The sequence below is a fragment of the Massilia sp. 01N410 genome (genome assembly GCF_056399665.1).
Window position 1 is genome coordinate 52,881 of record NZ_JBFTRV010000018.1, and the last position, 22,641, is coordinate 75,521.

Consider the following 22,641-nt stretch of genomic DNA (forward strand, 5'->3'; position numbering starts at 1 on the left):
GGCCTAGCCGGCGCTGGCGCATCCAGGAAGAAACGAAACAGGCCTTGACCGCCGCCGGTGCTAGACTTTTTCCCTCACTTCAGGGAGAACCGGCATGGAAAAGATCCGGGCCTGGGCCGCACAGTCCGCGGGCGGCCAGCTTGTTCCTTTTGACTACGATCCGGGGGCGCTGGACCCGGAAGACGTCGAGATCAAGGTCGAGTATTGCGGCGTCTGCCACTCCGACCTGTCGATGCTCGACAATGAATGGGGCATCACCACCTATCCCTTCGTGCCGGGACACGAAGCGATCGGGCGCGTGGTCGGCCTCGGCGCCATCGCGCAGACCAAGGGCCTGACGCTCGGCCAGCGCGTCGGCGTCGGCTGGAACGTGCGCAGCTGCCAGCATTGCGCGGCCTGCCTGCGCGGCGACTTCCAGCTCTGCGAGACCGTGCAGGCGACCATCGTCGGCCATCACGGCGCCTTTGCCGACCGCGTGCGCGCCCATTGGGTGTGGAGCGTGCCGATCCCGAATGCGCTGGCGTCGGGCAATGCGGGGCCGCTGCTGTGCGGCGGCATCACCGTGTTCGCGCCGCTGCTGCAGCTGCACGTGCCGCCGACCGCGCGGGTGGCGGTGTTCGGCATCGGCGGCCTGGGGCACATGGCCCTGATGTTCACGAAGGCCTGGGGCTGCGAGGTCACGGCCTTCACCTCCTCGCCCAGCAAGGTGCAGGAGGCGATGTCCTTCGGCGCCCACCATGTGGCGTCGAGCCGCTCCGAAGCCGACATGCAGCGCCTGGCGGGCAGCTTCGACTTCGTCTTCATCACCGCCAACGCGCCGCTCGACTGGGATGCCGTGATCGGCTTGCTGGCGCCGGGCGGACGCCTGCACTTCCTGGGCGCCGTGCTGGAACCGGTGCCGGTGCAGGTAATGAGCCTGGTGATGGGGCAGCGGGCGATCTCGGCCTCGCCGACCGGCAGCCGCGCCCAGATCGACACCATGCTGCGCTTCGCCACCCACCACCACGTCGCGCCCAAGGTCGAGCACTTTCCGATGAGCCGGGTGAACGAGGCGATGGACCACCTGCGGGCCGGCAAGGCCAGTTACCGGATCGTGCTCGACGCCGATTTCGCGTAGACGAGGCCAGTCCAGCGGCGGCCGCCGAAGCAGGCCAGCAGCAGTGCCGCCGTCGTGCACAGCCAGCCGAACAGGTCGCCGCTGCGCGTGTAGGGCGTCGTTCCCGGCAGCGCCGCCGGCACCCGGCCCAGCAGGGTCGCGCCGGGCAGCGCCGCCGAAGACGTCGACGCCGTCACGCGGCCGTAGGCATCGCTGATCGTCAGCAGGCCTTCGCGTGCCGCGCGCAGCATCGGCATGCCGGTTTCCACGCCGCGTACGGCGGACAGGCGCGCCGCATAGTCGCCGTCCTCGCCGAAGTCCCAGGCCGGCACCAGCAGGGCCTGGGCGCCCAGTTCCGCATAGTCGCGTCCCATCGCCGCGAAATGCACGTCCTTGCAGATCGCCAGGCCATAGCGGTGTCCCGCCATCGCCTGCACCGCGAAGGCGGAGCCGGCGGCGAAGTCGCGCTCGGGCGGCGCCAGGTGGTGCTTGACGTAGTCGGCGGCGAGCCTGCCGTCGGGTGCGAACAGCCACAGGCGGTTGGTCCTGTGGCCGTCGTCGATGCCGACACCCAGGGCCAGCCAGACCTTGGCGCGGGCAGCCAGCGCCGCCATCCTCGATCGCAGCGGCTCCGCTTGCGCCGGCCGCAGCACCGCGATCTTCTCGGGCAGCAGCACCAGCCGCGCGCCCTGCCCCGCCAGGGTGTCGACATGGTGCTCGTAGTGCGTCCAGATGCGCTCGACCTGGGCGGCCGGTACGCGCGGGCCGATGAAATCGTCGATCACCGCCATGCCGACCAGCTCTCCCTGCGCCGGCACAGCCGCCGGGATGCGGGCAAAGCCGAAGCCCAGGCAGCCGGCAGCCAGCAGCAGCGAAGCGGCCAGCGGCCAGCGCGCCGCCCGCCAGCCGTGCACGGCCGCCCACGCCAGCGCGGCCGGCAGCAGCGACAGCACGAACACCAGCCCGGACACGCCCAGCAGCGAGGCGAGCTGCAGCGCGGGCGGGAAGCCGGCCTGGGAATAGGCGATGCTGTCGAAGTTGCCGTCCGGGTGAAAGTGGGCCAGCAGGGTGTCCGCCGCACACCACATCAGCGGATAAGCCAGCACCGTCCACGGCGACGGCGACGTCGACGCCAGCATCACGCGCCGCGCCTGCGACACCACCAGCACCCACAACAGCGCCAGCAGCAGGGTCACGAACAGCGCCGGCGCCAGCGGCATCACCAGGGTGTGGTAGTGCAGGTCGGCGCTGGCGCCGATCAGGCCAGCCAGCAAAGACCAGCCCAGGGCCATGCGCTTGGAGCTGCGCAGCGCGGCCACCAGCAGCGGCGCCGGCGCCACCCAGGCCAGCCACCAGACCGGATGCAGGCCGAAACTCCAGCGCAGCATCAACCCGCCGAGAACCGCCAGCGCGGCGTTGAGCAAGTGCTTACGATCGATGCGCATCGCTCAGGCCTTGCGCGTGAAACCGTCCGCGCTCCATTGCTCGCTGCCCACGCCATGGCGGACCGTGAACAGGCCGTCCGGATCGTAGCGCTCCTTCACCTGCAGCAGCTTCGGATAGTTGGGTCCCCAGTAGGTATCCTGCCAGCGCTGCTGGAAGAAGTCGCTTTCCGAGACATAGGTGCCGGCATTCGGCGCCACCTTGCGCAGCGGGTCCATCGCCCGGCGGATCTTGGCGGCGCGGCGGCGCGCTTCCTGTTCGTCGACGTTCGCGCCCGGCATGCCGGGATAGGCCGGATCGCCGCCGCCGGCAATGATGGCGAGTGCGAAGGCATCGACCACGCCGGGGTGGGTCGCCGTATCGCGGGTCGTCGCAAGCGCCTGCGGCGGCGCGCCGGCGATCCCCTTGTTGAAGTGCAGCTCGACCCACCACTGCTGCGAAGCCGCGCACAGGCTGTCCACCAGCCGCGCCTGGGCGCCCTCTTCCAGCAAGGCAGCCGGCAGCCAGCTCGATTCGTAGCCGTGGATATACCAGCCGACCTGGCCGCGGTCGCCCTGCCACACGGCGTGATGGGCAGGCGCGCCTTCGCGGTCGTCGCGCGCCATGATGGCGGGCGCGGTCTTTTCCCAGAACGCCGCGTCCCAGAAGCGGCGCGCCGGCACCGCCATGATGGTCGGCTCCTTGAAGCTGTAGTCGCCGCTGGCGCGCACCCAGTCGAGGAAGGGTGCCCAGACCGCCTTCGCCTGGGCGCCGTCCAGGCCCTGGAAGACCATCGCCAGGTGCAGCTTCCTGCCCTCGCGCAGGGACACCTGCTCGCCCCAGTGTTCGTTGAACAGGCGCTCGCGGTAGAAGGCGATGAAACGTGCGACCAGGGCCTTGAATGCCGCGTCCGAATCCGCCGTGATGTCGCCGAACACGCCGCCGAAGGTCGGCGGCAGTTCGTGGGTGCGCAGGGTGAGCCGCGTGACCACGCCGAAGGTGCCGCCGCCGCCGCCCTTGAGGGCCCAGAACAGCTCGGGATTGGTGTGCGCGTTGGCGATCCGGACCTGGCCGTCGGCGGTGACGATTTCCGCTTCAAGCAGGCTGGCCGCGGCGGTGCCGTAGCGCTTCGAGAAGCTGCCGAAGCCGCCGCCCGTCACCAGCCCGGCCACGCCCACCGTGGTACAGCCGCCGCCCTGCACGTAGCGGCCGGCCTTGGTGGTCACGGCCGTGTAGGCGTCGATCCACATCGCGCCGGCGCCGACGCTCACCGCCGGCAGCGCCTCGGCCTGCGTGCCACCTTGCGGCACGAAGGCGTCGATCAGGGTGACGTCGTTCATGGCGCGGGTCCACACCAGCAGCGAATCCGGCGCGTTCGAGCCGCCCTTGTAACTGTGGCCGCCGCCCTTGACCACCAGGCGCAGCTTGTGGGTGCGGGCGAAGTTTACGGCGGCGGCGACGTCAAGCGCATTGCGCGCCGCGACCGCATAGGCGCTCGGCTGCGACAGCCAGGCGTCCTGCCAGCCGCTGGTCTGGGTCAACGCGGGATTGTCGCCGACGGCGTATGGATTCTTCAGCTGCTCGCGGGTCGCCGCGCAGGCGCTGGCATCGGTGGCGCAGCCGGCGAAGGGCGAGGCCAGCTTCAGCAGCCGTCCGGAGGTGGCGCGGCGCAGGCCTTCCCAGTCGGCGGCGCCTGGCCAGCCGGGCGTACCGGGGCGCACGCGGTACAGCACCGCCTTCCCCTTCGCCTGCGCCCGCGCCAGTCCGGGCAGGCCGCCCGCTACCAGCGCGGCACCCAGGGAAGCTTTCAAAACCTCGCGTCGTTTCATGCTTCATCCCTCGTTGTTGGTTTGTTCGCAACAAGGATGCAGGAAGCCGGACGGCCGGGCAAACACTTTGTGGCGAAACGGGATTGGCCGGGGGCGAAGTGGCTACCTTCCATGTGATAGAAATTTATATTGCTATTACATGGAAGTTAACGCTACATTTGTCACGCAATGCCATTCCAACAAGGAGAATCCGCCCATGCCGCCTGCCCGACCTGTCCCCATGCTTCAGCGCCGCCTGTCGCGCCTCGCCCTCCTGCCCGCCGCCCTGGGCGCCGCACTTTCCGCCCATGCCCAGCAAACCGGCGTCGGCGCGGCGGTCCAGCAGGTGCAGGTGCAAGGCAGCACGGCCGCCTACGATGCGCGCCGCGACGATACCGCCATGAAGACCGTCGTCCGCCACGACGAGATCGTACGCTACGGCGACACCAGGCTGTTCGAGGTCCTGAAGCGCATCCCGGGCGTGACCGTGAACGGCGCCGCCGGCCGTGGCGGCGAGGTGCGCATGCAGGGCCTGGGCAGCGGCTACACGCAGCTGCTGGTGAACGGCGAACGCCCGCCCGCCGGCATGCAGGTCGACACCCTGGCGCCCGAGATGGTCGAGCGCATCGAAGTGATGCGCGCCGCCAGCGCCGAGTTTTCGATGGAGGGCATCGCCGGCACCATCAACATCGTGCTGAAGAAAACGGTGCGCAAGCCCGAACGCGAGCTGAAGATCGGCTACGGCATCGGGCGCGACACCCGTAGTCCAAACGCCAGCCTGCGCCTGGCCGACCGCGACGGCGCCTTCGGCTACGAACTGGCGGGCAGCCTGGTGCACGACGGCTTTCGCGGCGAGGCGCCGGGCCGCGAGGAAGCCACCGACGCCGCCGGCCGCCGGACCCTGCTGCGCACCACGGCCGGCCACGAGGACGGCAGGATGACGACCCTGAACCTGACACCCAAACTGCAGTGGAAGCTCGACGGCGGCGATACGCTCGGCCTGGAGACCTTCCTGAACCTGAACCGCTTCCGCATCGGCGTGAATGCGCCCACCGCCACCGTGCTCGGCGAGCTTCCGCCTTATCCGGACAAGCAGTTCGGGATGGCCAACGACAACGACGTCCTGCGCAGCACCCTGGAATGGACGCATGCGCTGGCGTCCGGCGCGCGGCTGGAGGCCAGGCTCGGCGTCTCCGCCAGCCGCACCGACAACACGACCCGGCGCACGGCCGGCGGCAATCCGGCAGTCGGGCCGCTCACGCGCAGCATCGATTCGCGCGGCCGCGACCGCGGCCTGAGCACGACCGGCAAATATACGGTGCCGCTGTTCGACGGCCATGCGCTGGCGCTGGGCTGGGATGGCGCCTGGGACCGCCGCAGCGATGCGCGGCGCGAGCGCGACTACCTCGACCCCGCGGCGCCCATTCCCGCCGGCGACGAACATGACAGCGGCCACGTGGCGCGCCTGGCGGGCTATGCCCAGGACGAGTGGACGCTCACACCGCAACTCTCGCTCTACCTCGGCGCGCGCTGGGAGGGCGTGCGCATCGAGGCCGACGGCAACACCTTCGGCACGGCGCGCTCGCGCTCCGGCGTCTTCAGCCCGGTGCTGCAGGTGCTGTACAAGCCGCCCGGCATGAAAGACGACCAGCTGCGGCTGGCCGTGGCGCGCACCTACAAGGCGCCCGGCATGGACCAGCTGCTGCCGCACCGCTACACCTCGGTCAACAACAACCCGGCCGAGCCGGATACCGAGGGCAACCCGAGCTTGAGACCGGAACTGGCGCTCGGCATCGACGCCGCCTGGGAACACCGCTGGGCGGAAGGCGCGATGCTGGCGCTGAGCGCGTCCACGCGCCGCATCGACGACTACACGCGCTCGCTGGTGGTGTTCGACGGCGCGCGCTGGATCGCCCTGCCCGTCAACGTCGGCAAGGCGCGCACCCGTACGCTGCAAGTGGAGACGGTCTTCCCGCTACGGACGCTGATGGATGGCGCGCCGCCGCTCGAACTGCGCGCCAACGTCGCGCGCAACTGGTCCAATGTGGATGGGGTGCCGGGACCCGATAACCGGCTCGACGAGCAGGTGCCGCTGTCGGCCAATCTCGGCGCCGACTACCAGGGCGAACGGATGACGGCAGGTGCGAACTTCGGCTTTCGCAAGGGCGGGCGGGTGGCGGTGGCGGCCAACCAGGCGGCCTGGCTGCACGTACAGCGCGATCTCGAACTGTACGCGCTGTGGCCGGTCGACAGGCGCAGCCGGCTGCGCATCAGCGCCGCCAACCTGCTGGGAATGGACATGGTCAACGAGCGCAGCTACACCGACCTCGCCGGCGGGACGACCCTACGCAACCGGATCGCCAACATCGGCCATCCGAGCCTGAAGCTGACCCTCGAGTCCAGCTTCTGAAGGAGCGGAGGACGGCTGTTCCGCCGCCCTGCCCGGGCCGGGACAGAATGCGCACAGCATGATCAGCGTGGCCATGATCGCCAGCCGCTTGATGTCATCCGGATGCATCATGGCAGTCTCCAATGAGGGAAGATCCCTCATTGTGGAATGCCATACGGAAACGTTCTTGATCCAGCCGGACCCGTCGATCAGATGTCCAGGTGGGAGATCAGCAGGCGCCGGCGCTCGCTGTCGCCTTCGCCGCTGTCGCCGGTCTCCTGTCCCAGCGAGATCCCGACCGCCATGATGTCGATGAGGAGCAGTTGCAGGATGCGCGAGATCATCGAGAGGAAGGTCGTGCTGTCTTCGCTATGGTCGACCGCCAGGCAGATGCTGGCCTTCCGCGCCAGCGCCGATTTGCTGCTGGTGATGGCGATGACGTCGGCGCCCGCCGCGCGCGCGGTGTCGACGGCCGACAGCAGCTCGGGCAGCTGGCCGGTGGTCGAGATCGCGATCACGACGTCGCCCGGACCGAGCAGCTCGGCGGCCAGCCCGAACAGGTGGGAGTCGCCATAGGACGAGGTCGGAATGCGGAAGCGGAAGAACTTGTGCTGGCCGTCCAGCGCCACCACGCGCGAATTGCCCATCGCGTAGAACTCGACCCGCTTGGCGCGGCGCAAAATCTCGATGGCGCGGTCGATCGAGTTCACGTCCAGCTGGTCGCGGAACTTCAGGATCGCCGATACCGTGTTGTCGATGACTTTCGCCGACAGGTCGTGGGTGCTGTCGGTCATGCGCACCTGGCTGTGGCGCACGGGGATGGTGCCGGTCAGGCTGCCCGCGAACTTGAGCTTGAAGTCGGCCAGGCCGGAAAAGCCCAGCGAGCGGCAGAAGCGGATCACGGTCGGCTGGCTGACGTCGGCCAGCTTCGCGATCTCGGCGATCGGCTCGGACAGCACCTTGCGCGGATGCTCGAGCACCAGGGTCGCGACGCGCTGCTCGGCCGGCGACAGCTCGTGCTGCAGGTGCTGCACGCGCTCCATCAGGGTGTTGGCGCCGGTGCGGCCGCGCAGGTGCTCGGAGAGGATGCTCGCCACGCCGTACAAGGCCGGATTCGGCGTCATGATGACGTAGGTCGGGATCTGCGCCAGGTAATCCGAGAAGCGGCCCTTGGCTTCGAAGCGGGCGCGGAACGGCGACGTGGCGAACCACTGCGCCACGCGCGGCACGATGCCGCCGCCGATGAAGATGCCGCCGAAGGCGCCCAGGGTCACCGCCAGGTTGGCCGCGGCGCCGCCCAGCATGCCGGCGAAGCATTCCAGCACTTCCAGGCACAGCGGGTCGTTCTGCTCGAGCGCGCAGCTGACGATCTCCGCGGCGTTGCGGCTGGGCGCGTCGGCCTTGTTACGCAGCGCCAGCGCGCGGTAGATGATCTCCATGCCGGGGCCGGAGATCAGGCGCTCGTTCGACACGTGCTGCCACTCGCGCCAGGCGTACTGCAGGATCGCGAATTCGCGCTCGTCGGCCGGTGCGAAGTTGACGTGGCCGCCCTCGCTGCCGAGAGTGACGAAACCGTCGACGGTCGGGATCACGCCCGACACACCGAGACCCGTACCCGGCCCCAGCACGCCGGCCACCGCATGCGGCTGCGGCTTGCCGCCGCCGATCTGCAGCAGCTCTTCCGGCTTGAAGCCCGGCAGCGCCATCGCCAGCGCCGTGAAGTCGTTCACGATCAGCAGCGTGGTCAGGCCGAGCGCGCGCCGCACCTCGTCGGTCGAGAACTGCCAGTCGCGGTTGGTCATGCGGATGAAATCGCCGCTGATCGGATTCGCCAGCGCGAAGGCGGCATGGCTGATGCGCACGCCGCTGGTCTGCGCCAGATAGGCGTTCAGCAGCGCGACGATGCCGGGATAGTCGTCGCACAGCAGCACGGCGACGTTGCGCAGCACGCCGGGCGCGCTCTCCAGCGCAAAGCGCGCATGGGTCGCGCCGATGTCGGCCAGCAGGCGGGGCCCGTCGGAATAGGCTGCGCGGGGTTGCTTTTGTTCGGTGGTGTCGGGCTCGATGGTCATTGCGCTAGGATACCATTGATTGATTGGCACCAAAACGCCTCGCTCGTCGTTCCCGCGAAGGCGGGAACCCAAGTTCTCTCAGCGCTATCGAAACGCAAACAAACTTGGATCCCCGCCTTCGCGGGGACGACGAGCTATTAACTACTCCGCCTGCGCCGGCTGCGGCACCGAAGCCCCCTCCACCCGCACATCCGGCATGAACAGCAAAATCAGCAGCGCCACCAGCACGATCGCGGTACCGGCGCCGAAGATGTTGGCGATGGCGTGCCGGTAGACCTCGCGCATGGCCGGGTCGAGCACCGTTCCGGTGCCGGCGCTGGCCGCCGCCTCGATGCCGTGGGCGTGCAACTGGTGGGCCAGGATCGCGCCGGAGCCGGTCACGCCCAGCAGGCCGCCGAGCGAGCGGAAGAAGGTCAGCATGGCGGTGCCGACGCCGCGCCGCGCCACCGGCAGCGCGCTCTGCACGACGATGGTCATGTTCGGCATCACCAGGCCCAGGCCGGCGCCCAGCAGGAAGATCGGCGGTTCGATGAACAGGTAGCCGCGGCCGCTGCCCATGGCCCAGGCCAGCATGCCGAAGGCGGCCACTGACACCGCCAGCCCCACCACCTGCACCTCCTTGTACCTGTTGGCGCGCGCCACCAGGCGGCCGATCACCGCCGACGACAGGATCATCCCGGCCATCATCGGCACCGTCAGCATGCCGGAATTCGCCGGGCTGCTGCCCATCACGAGCTGGAAGAACAGCGGGAAGAACACGCTCGATCCCATCAGGCCGACGAAGCTCAGCGCCATCACCGCGCTGGCCAGGTTGAACACGCGGTTGCCGAACAGGTCGGGCGGCAGCACCGGCTCGGCGGCGCGGCGCAGGTGCACGACCAGCCAGGCGCCCAGCACCACCGTGAGCGCGGCGCAAAGCTTGATCTCCGGCGCGCTCCAGGCCCACTCGGTGCCGCCCAGGGCCAGGATCAGCAGCAGCGAGACGATGCTGCCGGTCAGCAGGACCGAGCCGAGGTAGTCGATGCGGTGCGCGTGCGTGACGACGGGCTTGCGCAGCGAGCGCGCGATCGACCAGCAGGCGAAGGCGCCCACCGGCAGGTTGATGAAGAAGATCCAGTGCCAGGACAGCAGGTCCGTCATCAGGCCGCCCAACACCGGGCCGAGCACGCTGGTGACGGCGAACACGATGGCGATCGAGCCCTGGCGCTTGGCGCGGTCCTTGGGCGCCACCAGGTCGGAGATGATGATCTGGGCCAGCGGCATGAAGCCGCCGGCGCCCATGCCCTGGATGGCGCGGAACACGATCAGCTCCGTCATGCCGCCGGCCAGGCCGCACAGGACCGAACCGACCAGGAAGGTGGCGAGGGCCGTGAAGATCATCGGACGGCGGCCGTACTGGTCGGCCATCTTGCCGTACAGCGGCATGGTGGCGGTCGAGGCCAGCACGTAGGCGGTCACCACCCAGGACAGGTGGGCCATGCCGCCGAGGTCGGCGACGATGCGCGGCAACGCGGTGGCGACGATGCTCTGGTCGAGGGCGCCCAGGCCGAGCACGGCCATCAGGGCGAAGTAGACGGCGCGGATCTCCTTCTCGGAAACCGGCGCGGGCGAGGTGGCGTGCGGATTCTGGGTCATGGGCTCATCTTACGACAAGACCCGTGAATTCAGCGCTAGCGTTCACCCTTCCCCGCCTGCCTTCCCGCCAGCCAGGCCAGCACCGCGCCCGCCACCAGCACCGCCGCGCTCAGGCTGAAGCTGGCCCGGTAGCCGCTGGCATCGAAGAGGATGCCGCCGATGGTCGCGCCGGAGGCGATCGCCAGCTGCACCACCGCCACGATCAGGCCGCCCCCCGCCTCCGCATCACGCGGCAGGGTGCGCGCCAGCCAGGTCCACCAGCCGACCGGCGCGGCGGTGGCGACCAGGCCCCACAGGCCGAGCAGCACGGCGGTGGCGGGCAGCGAGGAACCGAAGGCCATCAGGGCCAGGCCGATCGCCGCCATGACGAGCGGGATGACGACCAGGGTGCGGTACAGCTGCCTTTCCAGCACCGCGCCGATCAGGGTGGTGCCGATGAAGCCGGCCACGCCGACGATCAGCAGCAGGCCCGAGACCATCGACACGCCCGCATGGGTCACGTTCTCCAGGAAGGGCCGCAGGTAGGTGAAGAGCGCGAACTGTCCCATGAAGAACAGCGCGGTGCCCGCCATCCCCAGCGCCACCACCGGACGCTTCAGCAGCCGGAAGGCGGCGCCCGCCCCTGCCCCGCCCGCGGCATGCATCTTGGGCAGGCTGAAGAACTTCCAGCCGAAGGCGATGGCGGCCACCGGCACCACGGCGAAGAAGGCGCCGCGCCAGCCGATGACGCCGCCCAGGAAGCTGCCCAGCGGCGCCGCCACCACGGTCGCCAGTGCGTTGCCGCCGTTGACGATCGCCAGCGCCTTCGGCACCGCGCGCTCCGGCACCAGCCGCATCGCGGTTGCCGCCGACATCGACCAGAAGCCGCCGATCGCCACGCCGATGAAGGCGCGGCCGACCATGAAGACCGTGTAGTCGGGCGCGAAGGCGGCCACCGTACCCGACACCATCATCATCAGGGTCAGGGCCAGCAGCAGCACCTTGCGGTCCAGCCGTCCGGCCAGCGGCGCGATGAACAAACTCGTCACCAACGCAAACGCGCCGGACACCGAGATCGCCTGGCCGGCCTGGCCTTCGCTGATGTGCAGGTCGGCGGCCACCGGCGTCAGCAGGCTGACCGGCATGAATTCGGAAGCCACCAGCACGAAGGCGCCGAGCGCCATCGCGAACACCGCGCCCCATGCCGCCGGCTTGTCTTCCACTTCCGCCGCAGCGGCAGGGAGTCGCATGTCCATAGCCGTCTCCTCAAGCCGCCAGGGTCGCGCTGTCGATCACGAAGCGGTACTTGACGTCGCCCTTGAGCATGCGCTCGTAGGCGGCGTTGATCTCGTCCGCGCGAATCATCTCGATGTCGGACACGATGCCGTGCTCGGCACAGAAGTCCAGCATCTCCTGGGTTTCCGGGATCCCGCCGATCATCGAGCCGGCCAGTGCGCGGCGCTTGGTGATCAGGTTGAACACCTGCGGCGACGGGTGCGGCGTGGCCGGCGCGCCGACCAGCACCATGGTGCCGTCGCGCTTCAGCAGGTTCAGGTAGGCGTCGAGGTCGTGCGGCGCCGCCACGGTATTCACGATCAGGTCGAGCGTCTTGGCACGCGCGGCCATCGCTGCCGGGTCCCTGGACACGACCACTTCATGCGCGCCCAGCGCTTCCGCGTCCTTGCGCTTCGATTCCGAGGTCGTGAAGGCGACCACGTGGGCGCCCATCGCGCGCGCCAGCTTGATGCCCATGTGGCCGAGGCCACCGATGCCGACGATGCCAACCAGCTTGCCGGGGCCGGCCTTCCAGTGGCGCAGCGGAGAATACGTGGTGATGCCGGCGCACAGCAGCGGCGCGACGGCGGCCAGCTGGTCTTCCGCGTGCTTCACGCTCAGCACGAAGCGCTCGTGCACGACGATCTGCTGCGAGTAGCCGCCCAGCGTATGGCCGGGGGCGTCCCGGGTCGGGCCGTTGTAGGTGCCGACCATGCCGTCGCAGTACTGCTCCAGGCCTTCGTCGCAGTCGGCGCAGTGCTGGCAGCTGTCGACCATGCAGCCGACGCCGACCAGGTCGCCGACCTGGTGCGTGTGTACGTGATCGCCAACCGCCGACACCCGCCCGACGATCTCGTGGCCCGGCACGCAGGGAAACAGTGTCCCGGCCCATTCGGCGCGCACGGTGTGCAGGTCGGAATGGCAGACGCCGCAGAAGGCGATGTCGATCTGGACATCGTGCGGACCCGGCGCGCGGCGGGTGATGTCCATCGATTCCAGCGGCTTGTCGCTGGCATAAGCACCATAGGCTTTCACAGTCATGCTGGTTCCTTTCGTTCGCAAAGAGCGCATGATACGAGCAAACAGAACCACAAAACGGTGCCGGAATTGCATGGGCTTATGAATGCAGCTCATGAATCGGATGGTTAATTAACGCTAAACTGTCATCAATGGCCCGCGAAAACATCAACGATATCCTCGTCTTCCTCGCCGTCGCGCGCGAACGCAGCTTCACGCGCGCGGCGGCCAAGCTCGGCATGACGCAATCGGCGCTCAGCCACATCATCCGCGGGCTGGAGGAACGCCTGGGCGTGCGCCTGCTGACCCGCACCACGCGCAGCGTCTCCCCCACCGATGCCGGCGAGCGCCTGCTGCAGAACGTGGGACCGCGGCTGGAAGAGATCGAGGCCGAGATCGCCGCCGTCAGCGACCTGGGCGACAAGCCGGCCGGCCTGGTGCGCATCACCGCCATCGACCACGTGGTCGACAGCGTGCTGTGGCCGCGCCTGGCGCCGCTGCTGCCGCAGTATCCCGACCTGCACGTGGAAATGAGTTCGGACTATCGCCTGGTCGACATCGCCGCCGAACGCTACGACATCGGCGTACGCTGGGGCGACCAGGTCGACAAGGACATGATCGCGGTGCGCCTGACGCCGGACATGAAGATGATGGTGGTCGGCGCCCCCGCCTATTTCGCGCACCGGCCGGTGCCAGGCTCGGCCCAGGACCTCATGAAGCACAACTGCATCAACCTGCGCCTGGCCAGCAGCGGCGGCCTGTATGCCTGGGAGCTACGCCACGAAGGCCGCGACATGGAAGTGCGGGTGCGCGGCCAGCTCACCTTCAACAGCGCCTACCAGATCCTGCATGCGGCGCTCGACGGCTGCGGCCTGGCCTTCATCCCGGAAGACCTGGCCGGCGTCCACGTGCGCGCCGGACGCCTGCAAAGCGTGATGGAAGACTGGTGCCCGAGCTTCCCGGGCCTGCACGCCTACTATCCGAGCCGGCGCCAGAACTCGCGCGCGCTGGCGCTGGTGATCGAGGCGATCCGCTACAAGGACTAGCACAGCTTCGCCAGGTCCTTCCTGAGCTGCACCACGGTGGGCGTCACGACGTTCAGGAAAGCCGCTTCGCGCGAGCGCCGGGCAAAGTCCCTGCCTTCGCTGCCCAGCAGGGCGCGTCCGCCGAGGGCCTGCAGCTCCAGCCGCACCGCATCCGCCGCCATCTCGACCATGCGCAGGCGCAGCTCCAGCAGTTCGCGCGGCCGTTCGCGCAGGCGGCCCCCGTCCAGGCCCGCAAGCAGGGCCGCGTCAAGATCCTGCGTTGCCGATTCGAGTGCCGCCAGCTCGGCGGACTGCGCGCCGGCGAGCGCCTCCCGCGCGGCCCGCAGCGATGCGCGCGCCAGGCCCAGCCCCAGTCCGCACTGGAGCCCGACGAAGACCGGACGGATGGCGGGCAGGAAGACCCGCGCCTGCGGATGCAGTTGCCAGGACTCTTCGACCGGCACCTCGTCCAGGTGCAGCGCCGCCGTATTCGTGCCGCGCAGCGCCAGCAGCTCGAGGTCCGGCGTCCGCCGCAGGCCCTGCGCATCGTGCGGCACGGCGAACACGGCGGGATTGTCGCCCTGCGCATCCCCGGCCGCGATCGCGGCGACGAAGCCCTGGCGGCGCAGGTTGCTGGCCCAGGGCACGGCGCCGTGCAGGCGCACGCCCCCGGGTCCGGTCGTGAAGGACGTGCGCAGGCGATCCAGGCCGCCCAGGAACTTCATCGCATTCGACAGCCCCGGCGCGCCGGCGAGCCGTCCCTGTTGCAGATCCGGCATGAGGCGTGCGGCCAGTTCCCGGTTCGGGCTGGCGAGCAGGCATTCCATGAAGGCGCGCTGCGCCCAGAACACGAAGGCGGCGCTGAGCGAATGTTCGGCGAGCGCCGCGACCACGCGCACGGCGCTGCCCGGCGTACCGGCTGCGAACAGGCCGGATTGCGCCAAACGCGCGAGCAAACCATCCCCTTCATCGGCACGCGTATCGAGTGCTTCCGCACGCTCCCTGATCCAGTCGACAAGCGATTCATCCAGCACGGCCATGGTTCCACGAATATGAGATTGCATTCATGGTAAGCGAAAACAAGGTCCATACATGCGCCGGCACCGGGATAGGTACTCTCCCAGCAGAAAACAAAAAAACGAGCGAAAATAAGAACTTACGAATTCAAGGACCATACTTTTCCGCCATGTCCAATGTAGCTTCTTCGACTGTCCCCCGCCGCGCGGCGATGAATCCGGCGCCGCTCGGCGTGTCGCTGCTACTGATCGTCCTCGGCGCGCTGTATCTCGCGCAGGCGGTCAGTGCCAAAATTTCCGCGCTGTTCGTGGTCGGCGCGCTGCTCGGCCTCTCGCTGTATCACGCGGCCTTCGGCTTCACCTCGTCGTGGCGCGTGTTCATCGCCGACGGCCGCGGCGCCGGCCTGCGCGCGCAGATGCTGATGCTCGCCGTCGGCGTCGCGCTGTTCTTCCCGGCCCTGGCCAGCGGCACGCTGTTCGGCAATCCCGTCACCGGCCTGGTGTCGCCGGCCGGCACCTCCGTCGTCATCGGCGCCTTCATGTTCGGCATCGGCATGCAGCTCGGCGGCGGCTGCGCATCCGGCACCCTGTACACGGTGGGCGGCGGCAGCACGCGCATGATCGTGACCCTGGCCGCCTTCATCGCAGGCTCCGTGATCGCCACCGCGCACATGCCCTTCTGGACTTCGCTGCCCCAGCTCAAGCCGGTCTCGCTGGTGAAGACCCTGGGCCTGGCGCCCGCGCTGCTGCTCAACTGGCTGGTGTTCGCGGCCATCGCGGCCATCACCGTCGTCGTCGAGAAGCGTCGTCACGGCCGCCTGGTCGCTCCGCAGCTGCCGGCGGACCGCGCCGCCACCTGGCTGCACGGCCCCTGGCCACTGGTGGCCGGCGCCCTGGCGCTGGTCGTGCTCAACTTCGCCACGCTGGCGCTGTCCGGCCGTCCCTGGGGCGTGACCTCGGCCTTCGCGCTGTGGGGCGCGAAAGCGGCGTCAAGCATCGGCATCGACACCGCCAGCTGGGCCTACTGGTCGACCAAGGCCAACGCCGCCGCGCTGGCCGCGCCGGTCTCGCATGACGTGACGTCGGTAATGGACATCGGCATCGTGCTCGGCGCAATGCTGGCGGCCGCGCTGGCCGGCCGCTACTCGCCGGTGTGGAAGCTGCCGCTGCGCTCCTTGATCGCGGCCGTCGTCGGCGGCCTGCTGCTGGGCTACGGCGCCCGCCTCGCTTATGGCTGCAACATCGGCGCCTACTTCAGCGGCATCGTGTCGGGCAGCCTGCACGGCTGGCTGTGGCTGGTGGCCGCGTTTGCCGGCAACGTCTTCGGCACCCGCCTGCGTCCGCTGTTCGGCCTCGAGGTCGAGCGGGTGAAGCCGAGCGCCTGCTGAGCCCAAGCGGCGCGTTTACTCACTTCAGCGCCAGCTCGCCGTACCGCCAGGCGGCCGTCACGCCGCCATCCATCAGGAAGTCGCTGCCCGTGATGAAGCCCCCATCGGGGCCCATCAGCAGGGCCGCGACGTTCGCCACCTCGTCGGGCGTACCGACACGTCCCGCCGCCGACACCTCGATCATGCGCCGGTAGCCCGGCCCGCGCGGGCCGGCGAATTCGTCCTTCGCCAGCGGCGTGAAGATGATCCCCGGGCTGATGGTATTGACGCGCGCGCCGCGCTTGCCCCAGCGGACCGCTTCGGCCATGACGCGCAATGAATTACCGCGTTTCGATACCTGGTAGGCGTGCAGCGGATCCTTGACCTGGTCCGGCTGCAGCATGGGCAGGGCCAGCAACTGGTCCGCCGGCGTCAGGGCCAGCGCCCGGTTCTGCTCTTCCGTCAGCGCCGGCAGGCGGTGCCCGGACTGCGAGGCGATGACGACAGCCGATCCGCCCGGCGCGATGACCTTGCCAAATTCCTCCAGCACCACGGCGGTACCGTAGAGATCGACCTTCAGGATCGTTTCCGGCGTGGCCTGGGTCGGCGAGACGCCGGCCGCATGGATCACGCCCTTCACCGCGCCGAGCGAGGCCGCCAGTCCGCCCAGCGCGTGCACGGAGTCACGTGAGGACACGTCCACCTGCGCGGTCTGCACCTCGAAGCCGGCTTCGCCCAAGGTCCTGGCTGCGGCGTCCGCATTTTCCGCGCGCAGGTCGGCCAGCAGCACCAGCTTGCCCAGGCTGACGCGGCGGGCGATGGCCTGGCCGATCGATCCCGGGCCGATGACGACGACGACTTCTTTCATATTACCGCTCCTTTCAAATGTCGAGCTTTCGTTCGCTCATCCACTTCACGATGTCCGGATCGCGGTGGGAGAAGAAACAGCTGCTGCCGGTTTCCAGCGCCGCGATCGCAGACATATCGTCAGCGGTCAACGTGAAATCGAAGATGTCGAGGTTTTCAAGCATCCGCTCGCGGCGCACGGTCTTGGCCAGGGCGACCACGTTTTGCTGGGTCACCCAGCGCAGCACGACTTGACCGACCGTCTTGCCGTGCCTGGCGGCGATCGCCATCAGAACGCCGTTCTCGAAGAGCCCGTTACGGCCTTCCGCGAACGGCGCCCAAGCCTCGGCCTGAACGCCGTGCTCGCGCATGAAAGCCAGGGCCTCGGCCTGCTGATGGAAGGGGTTGATTTCGACCTGGTTGACCGCCGGCGGAATCTCGTTGAAGGCGATGATATCCATCAGCCGGTCCGGATGAAAATTACTGACGCCGATGGCGCGCAGTTTGCCCGCACCATATGCCTCTTCCATCGCGCGCCAGGAACCGTGGACGTCGCCAAACGGCTGATGAATCAGGAACAGGTCGATGTAATCCACCCGCAGCCGCCGCAGCGAATTCCCGATCGCTTCCTTCGTGCGTTCATAGCCGGTGTGCTGGACCCAGAGTTTACTCGTGATAAACAGCTCTTCGCGATCCACGCCACCGTTCTTCACGCCCTCCCCGACCGCCGCTTCGTTCATGTAGGAAGCTGCGGTATCGATCAGGCGATAGCCGGTCTCGATCGCATCGACGACCGCCCGTTCGCACGCCTTCGGATCGGGAATCTGGAAGACGCCGAATCCCATTACCGGCATCTGCAAGCCATTGTTAAGCTCTACATACTGCATAGTCCTTGCTCCTTTCATTTGCCGACCAGGGCCTGACGATCGGCGGAATAACGCGCCCCCTGCACAGCAATCGTCGACAGCGCCGCGTCCAGATCGCGACACTCACCGGCCTCCAGCTGCAGCGGCGCAGCACCGATGTTCTCGTCGAGCCGGTGCAGCCTGGTGGTGCCTGGAATCGGGACAATCCACGGCTTGCGCGACAGCAGCCAGGCCAGCGCGATCTGGGCCGGGGTCGCGTTCCTTTCGCCGGCGATTCGTGCGAGCAGATCGACCAGGGTCTGGTTCGCGGCGCGCGCGCCCTGGCTGAAGCGTGGCACGGTGTTGCGGAAGTCGGTCGGATCGAACTGCGTCGCCGCGCTGATGGCGCCGGTCAGGAAGCCCTTGCCGAGCGGGCTGAAAGGCACGAAGCCGATGCCCAGCTCTTCCAGCAGCGGCAGAATTTCGGCTTCCGGCTCGCGCCACCACATCGAGTATTCGCTTTGCAGGGCCGTCACCGGCTGCACGGCATGGGCGCGGCGGATCGTCTGCGGGCCGGCTTCCGACAGGCCGAAGTGCTTGACCTTGCCCTGGCGGATCAGGTCCTGCACCGCGCCGGCCACATCTTCGATCGGCACGTTCGGGTCGGTCCGGTGCTGGTAAAACAAATCGATCCGCTCGGTCTTCAGGCGCCGGAGGGACTGCTCCGCCACTTCACGGATGCGCTCCGGCCGGCTGTCCAGGCCCGCATGCGCATCGCCATTTCGGAATCCGAATTTGGTCGCGATCACGACCTGGCCGCGGAACGGCGCCAGCGCTTCGCCGACCAGTTCTTCGTTCGCGCCATAGGCTTCGGCCGTATCGAAGAAGGTGACACCGCGCTCGACCGCGGCGCGGATCAATGCGATTGCCACGTCACGGTCCGCGGCCGGGCCGTAGCCATAACTGAGGCCCATGCAGCCAAGACCGATTGCGGATACCTTCAAACCACTCTTGCCAAGTTCACGTTGTTGCATCGTTTTTCCTCCTGTACCGGCTACTGTACCCAGGCAGGCATTGCTTGATAAGACGGTATAATCGGCATGCCTTGATTAGCTCACCTAATGAATCATGAAAGCGGATCTGGATGACCTCGTGGCTTTCGTGCTGGTTGCGCGCGAAGGCAGCTTCACGAAAGCGGCCGCGCAGCTCGGCGTGTCGCAGTCGGCCCTGAGCCAGACCATCCGGGCGCTGGAAGAGAGGCTGGGATTGCGCCTGTTGACGCGCACCACGCGCAAGGTGGCGCCGACCGAGGCCGGAGAACGGCTGCTGATGACGGTGGGGCCGCGACTGGACGGCATCGAGGACGACCTTGCCGCACTCAGCGAACTGCGCGACAAGCCCGCCGGCTCGATCCGCATCACCGCATCGGAACATGCCGCCGATACGATCCTGCTGCCGAAGCTGATGCCGCTGCTGGCCAGCTATCCGGATATCGAACTCGAAATCAACACCGACTACCGGATGATCGACATCGTCGAGCAGCGTTTCGATGCCGGCGTGCGCCTGGGCGAGCACCTGGCAAAGGACATGATCGCCGTGCCCATCGGACCCGACGCCAGGATGGCGGTGGTCGCCTCCGCCGCCTACCTCGCCGGGCATCCTGCCCCCACGAAGCCGCAGGATCTGACCGATCACAGATGCATCAACGTGCGCCTGCCCACCCACGGCGGCCTGCTGCCCTGGGATTTCAAGAAGGGGACGCGCGAACTGAACGTGCGTGTCGAAGGGCAGCTCATCCTGAACGGTTTTCCGCAGGTGCTGCAGGCAGTCCTGGGCGGCATGGGACTGGCCTTCATGCTGGAAGACAGCGTGCAGACCCATGTCGCCGACGGCAGGCTGGTGCGGGTGCTCGAGGACTGGTGCGCCGTCTTCCCCGGCTACCACCTCTATTATCCGAGCCGCCGCCAGCCGTCGTCCGCGTTTGCCCTCGTCGTCGATGCCCTGCGTTTCACGCCGGCTTTGCCAGGTGTCCGGTCTTCAAATAGAAGCTCACTCCCTGCCGGCCGGCGATGAGGTCACCCTGTTCGCCGGCAGGCAGGCGGATCCAGCTGCCTGGCCCATAACGCCGCTCGCCATCGGCGATCTCGCCGTCGAGCACCAGCAGTTCGGCGCCTCCAACGACCCCGTTCAAGACCACCTGCCCCGCTTCCAGGCGCTGCAGGCATACCTGCTCGGCAGGACTCGAGAACAGCGGACAGACCATCCTGTCGCCTTCACGCCGCCAGGCGGCGGAATCGCGCGTATCGATGCGCACGCGCCGTTCGTCATGCGGCATCATCTGCCGCAGCTTGACGAAGATGAGCGCGCCCTCGGCACTGGAGGGCTGGTGGGAAGTCCCCGGCGGATTGCGCAGATACCAGCCGGCCGGGAAGTCCCCGGTCTCGTCGGAGAAGGTGCCCGACAGGACCAGGATCTCTTCCCCGCCCGGATGCGCATGCGGCGGGAAGCGCGAATCCGGGGCATAGCGCACGATGCTGGTGGCGCGGGCTTTCTCCTCGCCGATCCGGTCCAGCATCATCCGCTCGACGCCCGCCTGCGGCGACGCGACCCATTCGTACTGGCCGGGTTCGACGATGACGCGCCGCGAAAAGTCTGCGTTGACGAACATGAGGTTTCTCCTTACTTGCCCGCCAGGCCCTTCAGCAGGGCCATATGGAAGGCCGCCGGATCCTGCATCTGCGGCGCATGGCCCATGTTCTCGAACTCGACCAGGGTCGCATGCGGGATCGCTTTCGCGGTGCGCTTGCCCAGCTCCGCATAATTGCCGAGCCTGGGCCGCAGCTCGGCCGGGGCGGCATCCTTGCCGATGGCGGTGTTGTCCCTGGTCCCGATCAGCAGCAGCACCGGCATGGTCAAGAGCGGGAACTCGTAGACCACCGGCTGGGTGTAGATCATGTCGTACAGCAGGGCCGAGTTCCAGGCCACCAGTTGTTTGCCCGGCCCGCGGTACATCCCGGCCAGCATCTGCACCCAGGGCTCGTACCCGGGCTTCCACTGGTTCACATAATAGGTCGATTTCTCGTAGTTGCGGATCTTGTCGGCGTTCTGGCCCAGCTCGCGCTCGTACCATTTGTCGACGCCCAGCGAAGGCACGCCCAGCGCCTTCCAGTCCTCGAGGCCGATCGGATTGGCCAGCACCAGCTGCTCGGTCTGGTCCGGATACAGCAGGCCGTAGCGCACCGCCAGCATGCCGCCGGTGGAGTGGCCCATGACGGTCGCCTTCTTGACGCCGATCGCTTCCAGCAGCGCATGCGTGTTGGCGGCCAGTTGCTGGAAGCTGTACTGGTAATGCTCGGGCTTGGTCGACTTGCAGAAGCCGATCTGGTCCGGCGCCACCACGCGGTAGCCGGCCTTGCTCAAGGCCTCGATCGACGCTTGCCAGGTAGCCGCGCAGAAGTTCTTGCCGTGCAGGAGGACCACGGTGCGGCCGTTCGGCGTGGCCGGCTTCACGTCCATATAGGCCATGTGCATCGGTAGGCCTTGCGAGGTGAAACGGTACTGCTGCACCGGGTAGGGATAGTCGAAGCCCTCGAGCTCGGGGCCGTAGGCGGGTTCGGCGGCCCGCGCGGCGCCCAGGACGAGGCTCAACAGCAGTGCGGTGGAACGGACATGGACAGGCATCGTGCTTCCTCGGCGGATTGCGATGCCTGCGAGTCTAGCCTATCCGCGCAATCACTTCAGCACCGCTTCCGCATCGACGATATCGACGCCCTGCAGCTGGCCCAGCCAGCTGTCGAACCAGGGCTTGTGCGAAGCGCCGACGATGGTCAGCACGCGCGCAGCCGGGCGTTCGCGGAAGGTCTCGCGGATGTTGGCGACCATGCGCAGGTTGCGCACTTCCCAGCCGCCGACGAACATGCGCGGATAGCCTTCCGGCGATTGTGAACGCATCGACGGAACGACGTTGTTCTCGGCAAGGACCCGCAGATTGTTCGGGTCGTTGACCGAACGGTACAGCGGCAGCAGGTCGGGCGCCTGCTTGAGGACGTCCTCGCGTTTCTCGAGCGCGTTCAGCTCCGCGCGGTCGGAGGCCCACGCGGCTTCGAGCGCCTTGACGTAGGCCTTGACGTCCGCCACGTCGATGTTGTCGCCGGTATGGTTGTCCACCGCGTGGACGCGCTCCAGGCTTAGGCGCGCGGCCAGGCGCGCGGCGATCTGGTAGCTCTCGTTGTTGCGCTTGCCGATCTGCGCCAGCTGCTCGACCAGCGCGGCGTCGAGGCCGTCGCCGCCGCGGCGCTCGGCCTCGGGCAGGCGCAGCCACTGCACATAGGCGGAGACGGGTTCGTGCGCCGCCAGGAACAACGCGGCCAGGTGGCGCCGCTGGGCCGGCGTGGGCGGCGACGGCTGCGCCGGCCAGGCCTTGAGCGTCTTCGCGATCTCGGCAAGCGCGGCGGGGATGTCCAGACCGGTGGCCTTTCTTGCCGCCTCGGGCGCGTCGCAATAGCCGGCGCCGTATTTGGCGGGATGGCGCAGCGCGAGGTCGCATTCCTCGCCGGGCTCGTTCTCGACGGTGATGATCTCGGGCCTGAACGCCGCGAGCTTGTCCAGCACACCGTCCAGCGCTTTCGGGTCGAAGCTCTTCGGCATGGTGCGCAGGTGTACGGTGCCCAGCACCAGTACCTGGGCGCGCGCTCCGGTCATGTCGCGGTCGAGCGCCGTCAGGTCGATCGGCGACTGCGCCTGCACAGTCAGAGGCACTGCGAGCGGCACCGCCGCGACGAGTCCCCAGCCCCACTTGGTCCACTTGCCCATCCTCTTCCCCCTTTCGAACGGTGTTGTCGTAGCCGGT

The 22,641-nt window shown here is 68.2% G+C and carries 18 protein-coding genes; 5 read left to right on the plus strand and 13 right to left on the minus strand.

The annotated features are described in order from the left end of the window. Positions 1–94 precede the first annotated feature (94 nt). On the plus strand, positions 95–1,117 hold the full coding sequence (gene ahr / locus AC1DOP_RS21235) for an NADPH-dependent aldehyde reductase Ahr (protein WP_442123572.1): 1,023 nt from the start codon (positions 95–97) through the stop codon (positions 1,115–1,117). On the opposite strand, the gene AC1DOP_RS21240 is transcribed toward ahr, so the two are convergent. Both AC1DOP_RS21240 and AC1DOP_RS21245 read right to left on the minus strand, forming a co-directional pair. Further along, positions 1,084–2,541 carry a nitrilase-related carbon-nitrogen hydrolase gene (locus tag AC1DOP_RS21240; RefSeq protein ID WP_477253170.1) on the minus strand — a complete coding sequence of 486 codons (1,458 nt, stop codon included), beginning with the start codon at positions 2,539–2,541 and terminating at the stop codon, positions 1,084–1,086. The two genes, ahr and AC1DOP_RS21240, sit on opposite strands and share 34 nt — an antisense overlap. 3 nt (positions 2,542–2,544) lie before the next feature. Next, positions 2,545–4,347 carry an FAD-dependent oxidoreductase gene (locus AC1DOP_RS21245; protein ID WP_477253172.1) on the minus strand — a complete coding sequence of 601 codons (1,803 nt, stop codon included), beginning with the start codon at positions 4,345–4,347 and terminating at the stop codon, positions 2,545–2,547. A gap of 220 nt (positions 4,348–4,567) precedes the next feature. Here AC1DOP_RS21245 and AC1DOP_RS21250 point away from each other — a divergent pair, with 220 nt between their 5' ends. Next, positions 4,568–6,736, plus strand: a complete 2,169-nt coding sequence (locus AC1DOP_RS21250; protein WP_477253174.1) for a TonB-dependent receptor plug domain-containing protein — start codon at positions 4,568–4,570, stop codon at positions 6,734–6,736. Between the two features lie 188 nt (positions 6,737–6,924). Here AC1DOP_RS21250 and AC1DOP_RS21255 read toward each other — a convergent pair whose 3' ends face one another. The 4 genes from AC1DOP_RS21255 to AC1DOP_RS21270 all read right to left on the minus strand — a co-directional run bounded on the left by AC1DOP_RS21255 (position 6,925) and on the right by AC1DOP_RS21270 (position 12,717). After that, entirely contained in the window at positions 6,925–8,787 is a 1,863-nt protein-coding gene (locus AC1DOP_RS21255) for a glucokinase (RefSeq protein WP_477253176.1), read from the minus strand. Between the two features lie 141 nt (positions 8,788–8,928). Beyond that, entirely contained in the window at positions 8,929–10,422 is a 1,494-nt protein-coding gene (locus AC1DOP_RS21260) for an MDR family MFS transporter (RefSeq protein ID WP_442123577.1), read from the minus strand. 35 nt (positions 10,423–10,457) lie between these two features. Then, entirely contained in the window at positions 10,458–11,657 is a 1,200-nt protein-coding gene (locus tag AC1DOP_RS21265; protein ID WP_477253179.1) for an MFS transporter, read from the minus strand. A 10-nt stretch (positions 11,658–11,667) separates the two neighbouring features. Further along, positions 11,668–12,717: an NAD(P)-dependent alcohol dehydrogenase gene (locus AC1DOP_RS21270; RefSeq protein ID WP_442123579.1), complete on the minus strand. Its 1,050-nt coding sequence runs from the start codon at positions 12,715–12,717 to the stop codon at positions 11,668–11,670. A 128-nt stretch (positions 12,718–12,845) separates the two neighbouring features. Between AC1DOP_RS21270 and AC1DOP_RS21275 the strand changes: the two genes are divergently transcribed. Next, positions 12,846–13,739 carry a LysR family transcriptional regulator gene (locus tag AC1DOP_RS21275; protein WP_442123580.1) on the plus strand — a complete coding sequence of 298 codons (894 nt, stop codon included), beginning with the start codon at positions 12,846–12,848 and terminating at the stop codon, positions 13,737–13,739. Here AC1DOP_RS21275 and AC1DOP_RS21280 read toward each other — a convergent pair. After that, positions 13,736–14,758: an acyl-CoA dehydrogenase gene (locus AC1DOP_RS21280; RefSeq protein WP_442123581.1), complete on the minus strand. Its 1,023-nt coding sequence runs from the start codon at positions 14,756–14,758 to the stop codon at positions 13,736–13,738. The genes AC1DOP_RS21275 and AC1DOP_RS21280 overlap by 4 nt on opposite strands. 146 nt (positions 14,759–14,904) lie before the next feature. Here AC1DOP_RS21280 and AC1DOP_RS21285 point away from each other — a divergent pair, with 146 nt between their 5' ends. After that, positions 14,905–16,122 carry a YeeE/YedE family protein gene (locus tag AC1DOP_RS21285; RefSeq protein ID WP_442123582.1) on the plus strand — a complete coding sequence of 406 codons (1,218 nt, stop codon included), beginning with the start codon at positions 14,905–14,907 and terminating at the stop codon, positions 16,120–16,122. A gap of 19 nt (positions 16,123–16,141) precedes the next feature. Here the strand turns inward: AC1DOP_RS21285 and AC1DOP_RS21290 are convergent, their stop codons facing one another. From AC1DOP_RS21290 to AC1DOP_RS21300, 3 genes are read right to left on the minus strand one after another with little or no spacing between them, the layout of a single operon-like run. Continuing rightward, the gene (locus AC1DOP_RS21290; protein WP_442123583.1) at positions 16,142–16,969 is read right to left on the minus strand and encodes an SDR family oxidoreductase; all 828 of its coding nucleotides are present in this window, start codon (positions 16,967–16,969) and stop codon (positions 16,142–16,144) included. A gap of 13 nt (positions 16,970–16,982) precedes the next feature. Next, positions 16,983–17,834: an aldo/keto reductase gene (locus tag AC1DOP_RS21295; protein ID WP_442123584.1), complete on the minus strand. Its 852-nt coding sequence runs from the start codon at positions 17,832–17,834 to the stop codon at positions 16,983–16,985. 14 nt (positions 17,835–17,848) lie between these two features. Continuing rightward, a complete protein-coding gene (locus AC1DOP_RS21300) occupies positions 17,849–18,826 on the minus strand; it encodes an aldo/keto reductase (RefSeq protein ID WP_442123585.1) in 978 nt (325 codons plus the stop codon). 94 nt (positions 18,827–18,920) lie between these two features. On the opposite strand from AC1DOP_RS21300, the gene AC1DOP_RS21305 reads away from it, so the two are divergent. Beyond that, on the plus strand, positions 18,921–19,865 hold the full coding sequence (locus AC1DOP_RS21305; protein ID WP_442123586.1) for a LysR family transcriptional regulator: 945 nt from the start codon (positions 18,921–18,923) through the stop codon (positions 19,863–19,865). Here the strand turns inward: AC1DOP_RS21305 and AC1DOP_RS21310 are convergent. Genes AC1DOP_RS21310 through AC1DOP_RS21320 form a run of 3 tightly spaced genes read right to left on the minus strand, consistent with a single transcriptional unit; the run spans position 19,801 to position 22,604 of the window. Continuing rightward, the gene (locus AC1DOP_RS21310) at positions 19,801–20,460 is read right to left on the minus strand and encodes a cupin domain-containing protein (protein ID WP_477253183.1); all 660 of its coding nucleotides are present in this window, start codon (positions 20,458–20,460) and stop codon (positions 19,801–19,803) included. The two genes, AC1DOP_RS21305 and AC1DOP_RS21310, sit on opposite strands and share 65 nt — an antisense overlap. A gap of 11 nt (positions 20,461–20,471) precedes the next feature. Then, the gene (locus AC1DOP_RS21315; RefSeq protein WP_477253185.1) at positions 20,472–21,473 is read right to left on the minus strand and encodes an alpha/beta fold hydrolase; all 1,002 of its coding nucleotides are present in this window, start codon (positions 21,471–21,473) and stop codon (positions 20,472–20,474) included. A 51-nt stretch (positions 21,474–21,524) separates the two neighbouring features. Continuing rightward, positions 21,525–22,604 carry a DUF5694 domain-containing protein gene (locus AC1DOP_RS21320; protein WP_477253187.1) on the minus strand — a complete coding sequence of 360 codons (1,080 nt, stop codon included), beginning with the start codon at positions 22,602–22,604 and terminating at the stop codon, positions 21,525–21,527. Positions 22,605–22,641 lie beyond the last annotated feature (37 nt).

Coding starts and splice junctions, on each gene's coding strand:
- ahr (WP_442123572.1), top strand. CDS start 95: ATGGAAAAGATCCGGGCCTGGGCCGCACAGTCCGCGGGCGGCCAGCTT.
- AC1DOP_RS21240 (WP_477253170.1), bottom strand. CDS start 2,541: ATGCGCATCGATCGTAAGCACTTGCTCAACGCCGCGCTGGCGGTTCTC.
- AC1DOP_RS21245 (WP_477253172.1), bottom strand. CDS start 4,347: ATGAAACGACGCGAGGTTTTGAAAGCTTCCCTGGGTGCCGCGCTGGTA.
- AC1DOP_RS21250 (WP_477253174.1), top strand. CDS start 4,568: ATGCTTCAGCGCCGCCTGTCGCGCCTCGCCCTCCTGCCCGCCGCCCTG.
- AC1DOP_RS21255 (WP_477253176.1), bottom strand. CDS start 8,787: ATGACCATCGAGCCCGACACCACCGAACAAAAGCAACCCCGCGCAGCC.
- AC1DOP_RS21260 (WP_442123577.1), bottom strand. CDS start 10,422: ATGACCCAGAATCCGCACGCCACCTCGCCCGCGCCGGTTTCCGAGAAG.
- AC1DOP_RS21265 (WP_477253179.1), bottom strand. CDS start 11,657: ATGGACATGCGACTCCCTGCCGCTGCGGCGGAAGTGGAAGACAAGCCG.
- AC1DOP_RS21270 (WP_442123579.1), bottom strand. CDS start 12,717: ATGACTGTGAAAGCCTATGGTGCTTATGCCAGCGACAAGCCGCTGGAA.
- AC1DOP_RS21275 (WP_442123580.1), top strand. CDS start 12,846: ATGGCCCGCGAAAACATCAACGATATCCTCGTCTTCCTCGCCGTCGCG.
- AC1DOP_RS21280 (WP_442123581.1), bottom strand. CDS start 14,758: ATGGCCGTGCTGGATGAATCGCTTGTCGACTGGATCAGGGAGCGTGCG.
- AC1DOP_RS21285 (WP_442123582.1), top strand. CDS start 14,905: ATGTCCAATGTAGCTTCTTCGACTGTCCCCCGCCGCGCGGCGATGAAT.
- AC1DOP_RS21290 (WP_442123583.1), bottom strand. CDS start 16,969: ATGAAAGAAGTCGTCGTCGTCATCGGCCCGGGATCGATCGGCCAGGCC.
- AC1DOP_RS21295 (WP_442123584.1), bottom strand. CDS start 17,834: ATGCAGTATGTAGAGCTTAACAATGGCTTGCAGATGCCGGTAATGGGA.
- AC1DOP_RS21300 (WP_442123585.1), bottom strand. CDS start 18,826: ATGCAACAACGTGAACTTGGCAAGAGTGGTTTGAAGGTATCCGCAATC.
- AC1DOP_RS21305 (WP_442123586.1), top strand. CDS start 18,921: ATGAAAGCGGATCTGGATGACCTCGTGGCTTTCGTGCTGGTTGCGCGC.
- AC1DOP_RS21310 (WP_477253183.1), bottom strand. CDS start 20,460: ATGTTCGTCAACGCAGACTTTTCGCGGCGCGTCATCGTCGAACCCGGC.
- AC1DOP_RS21315 (WP_477253185.1), bottom strand. CDS start 21,473: ATGCCTGTCCATGTCCGTTCCACCGCACTGCTGTTGAGCCTCGTCCTG.
- AC1DOP_RS21320 (WP_477253187.1), bottom strand. CDS start 22,604: ATGGGCAAGTGGACCAAGTGGGGCTGGGGACTCGTCGCGGCGGTGCCG.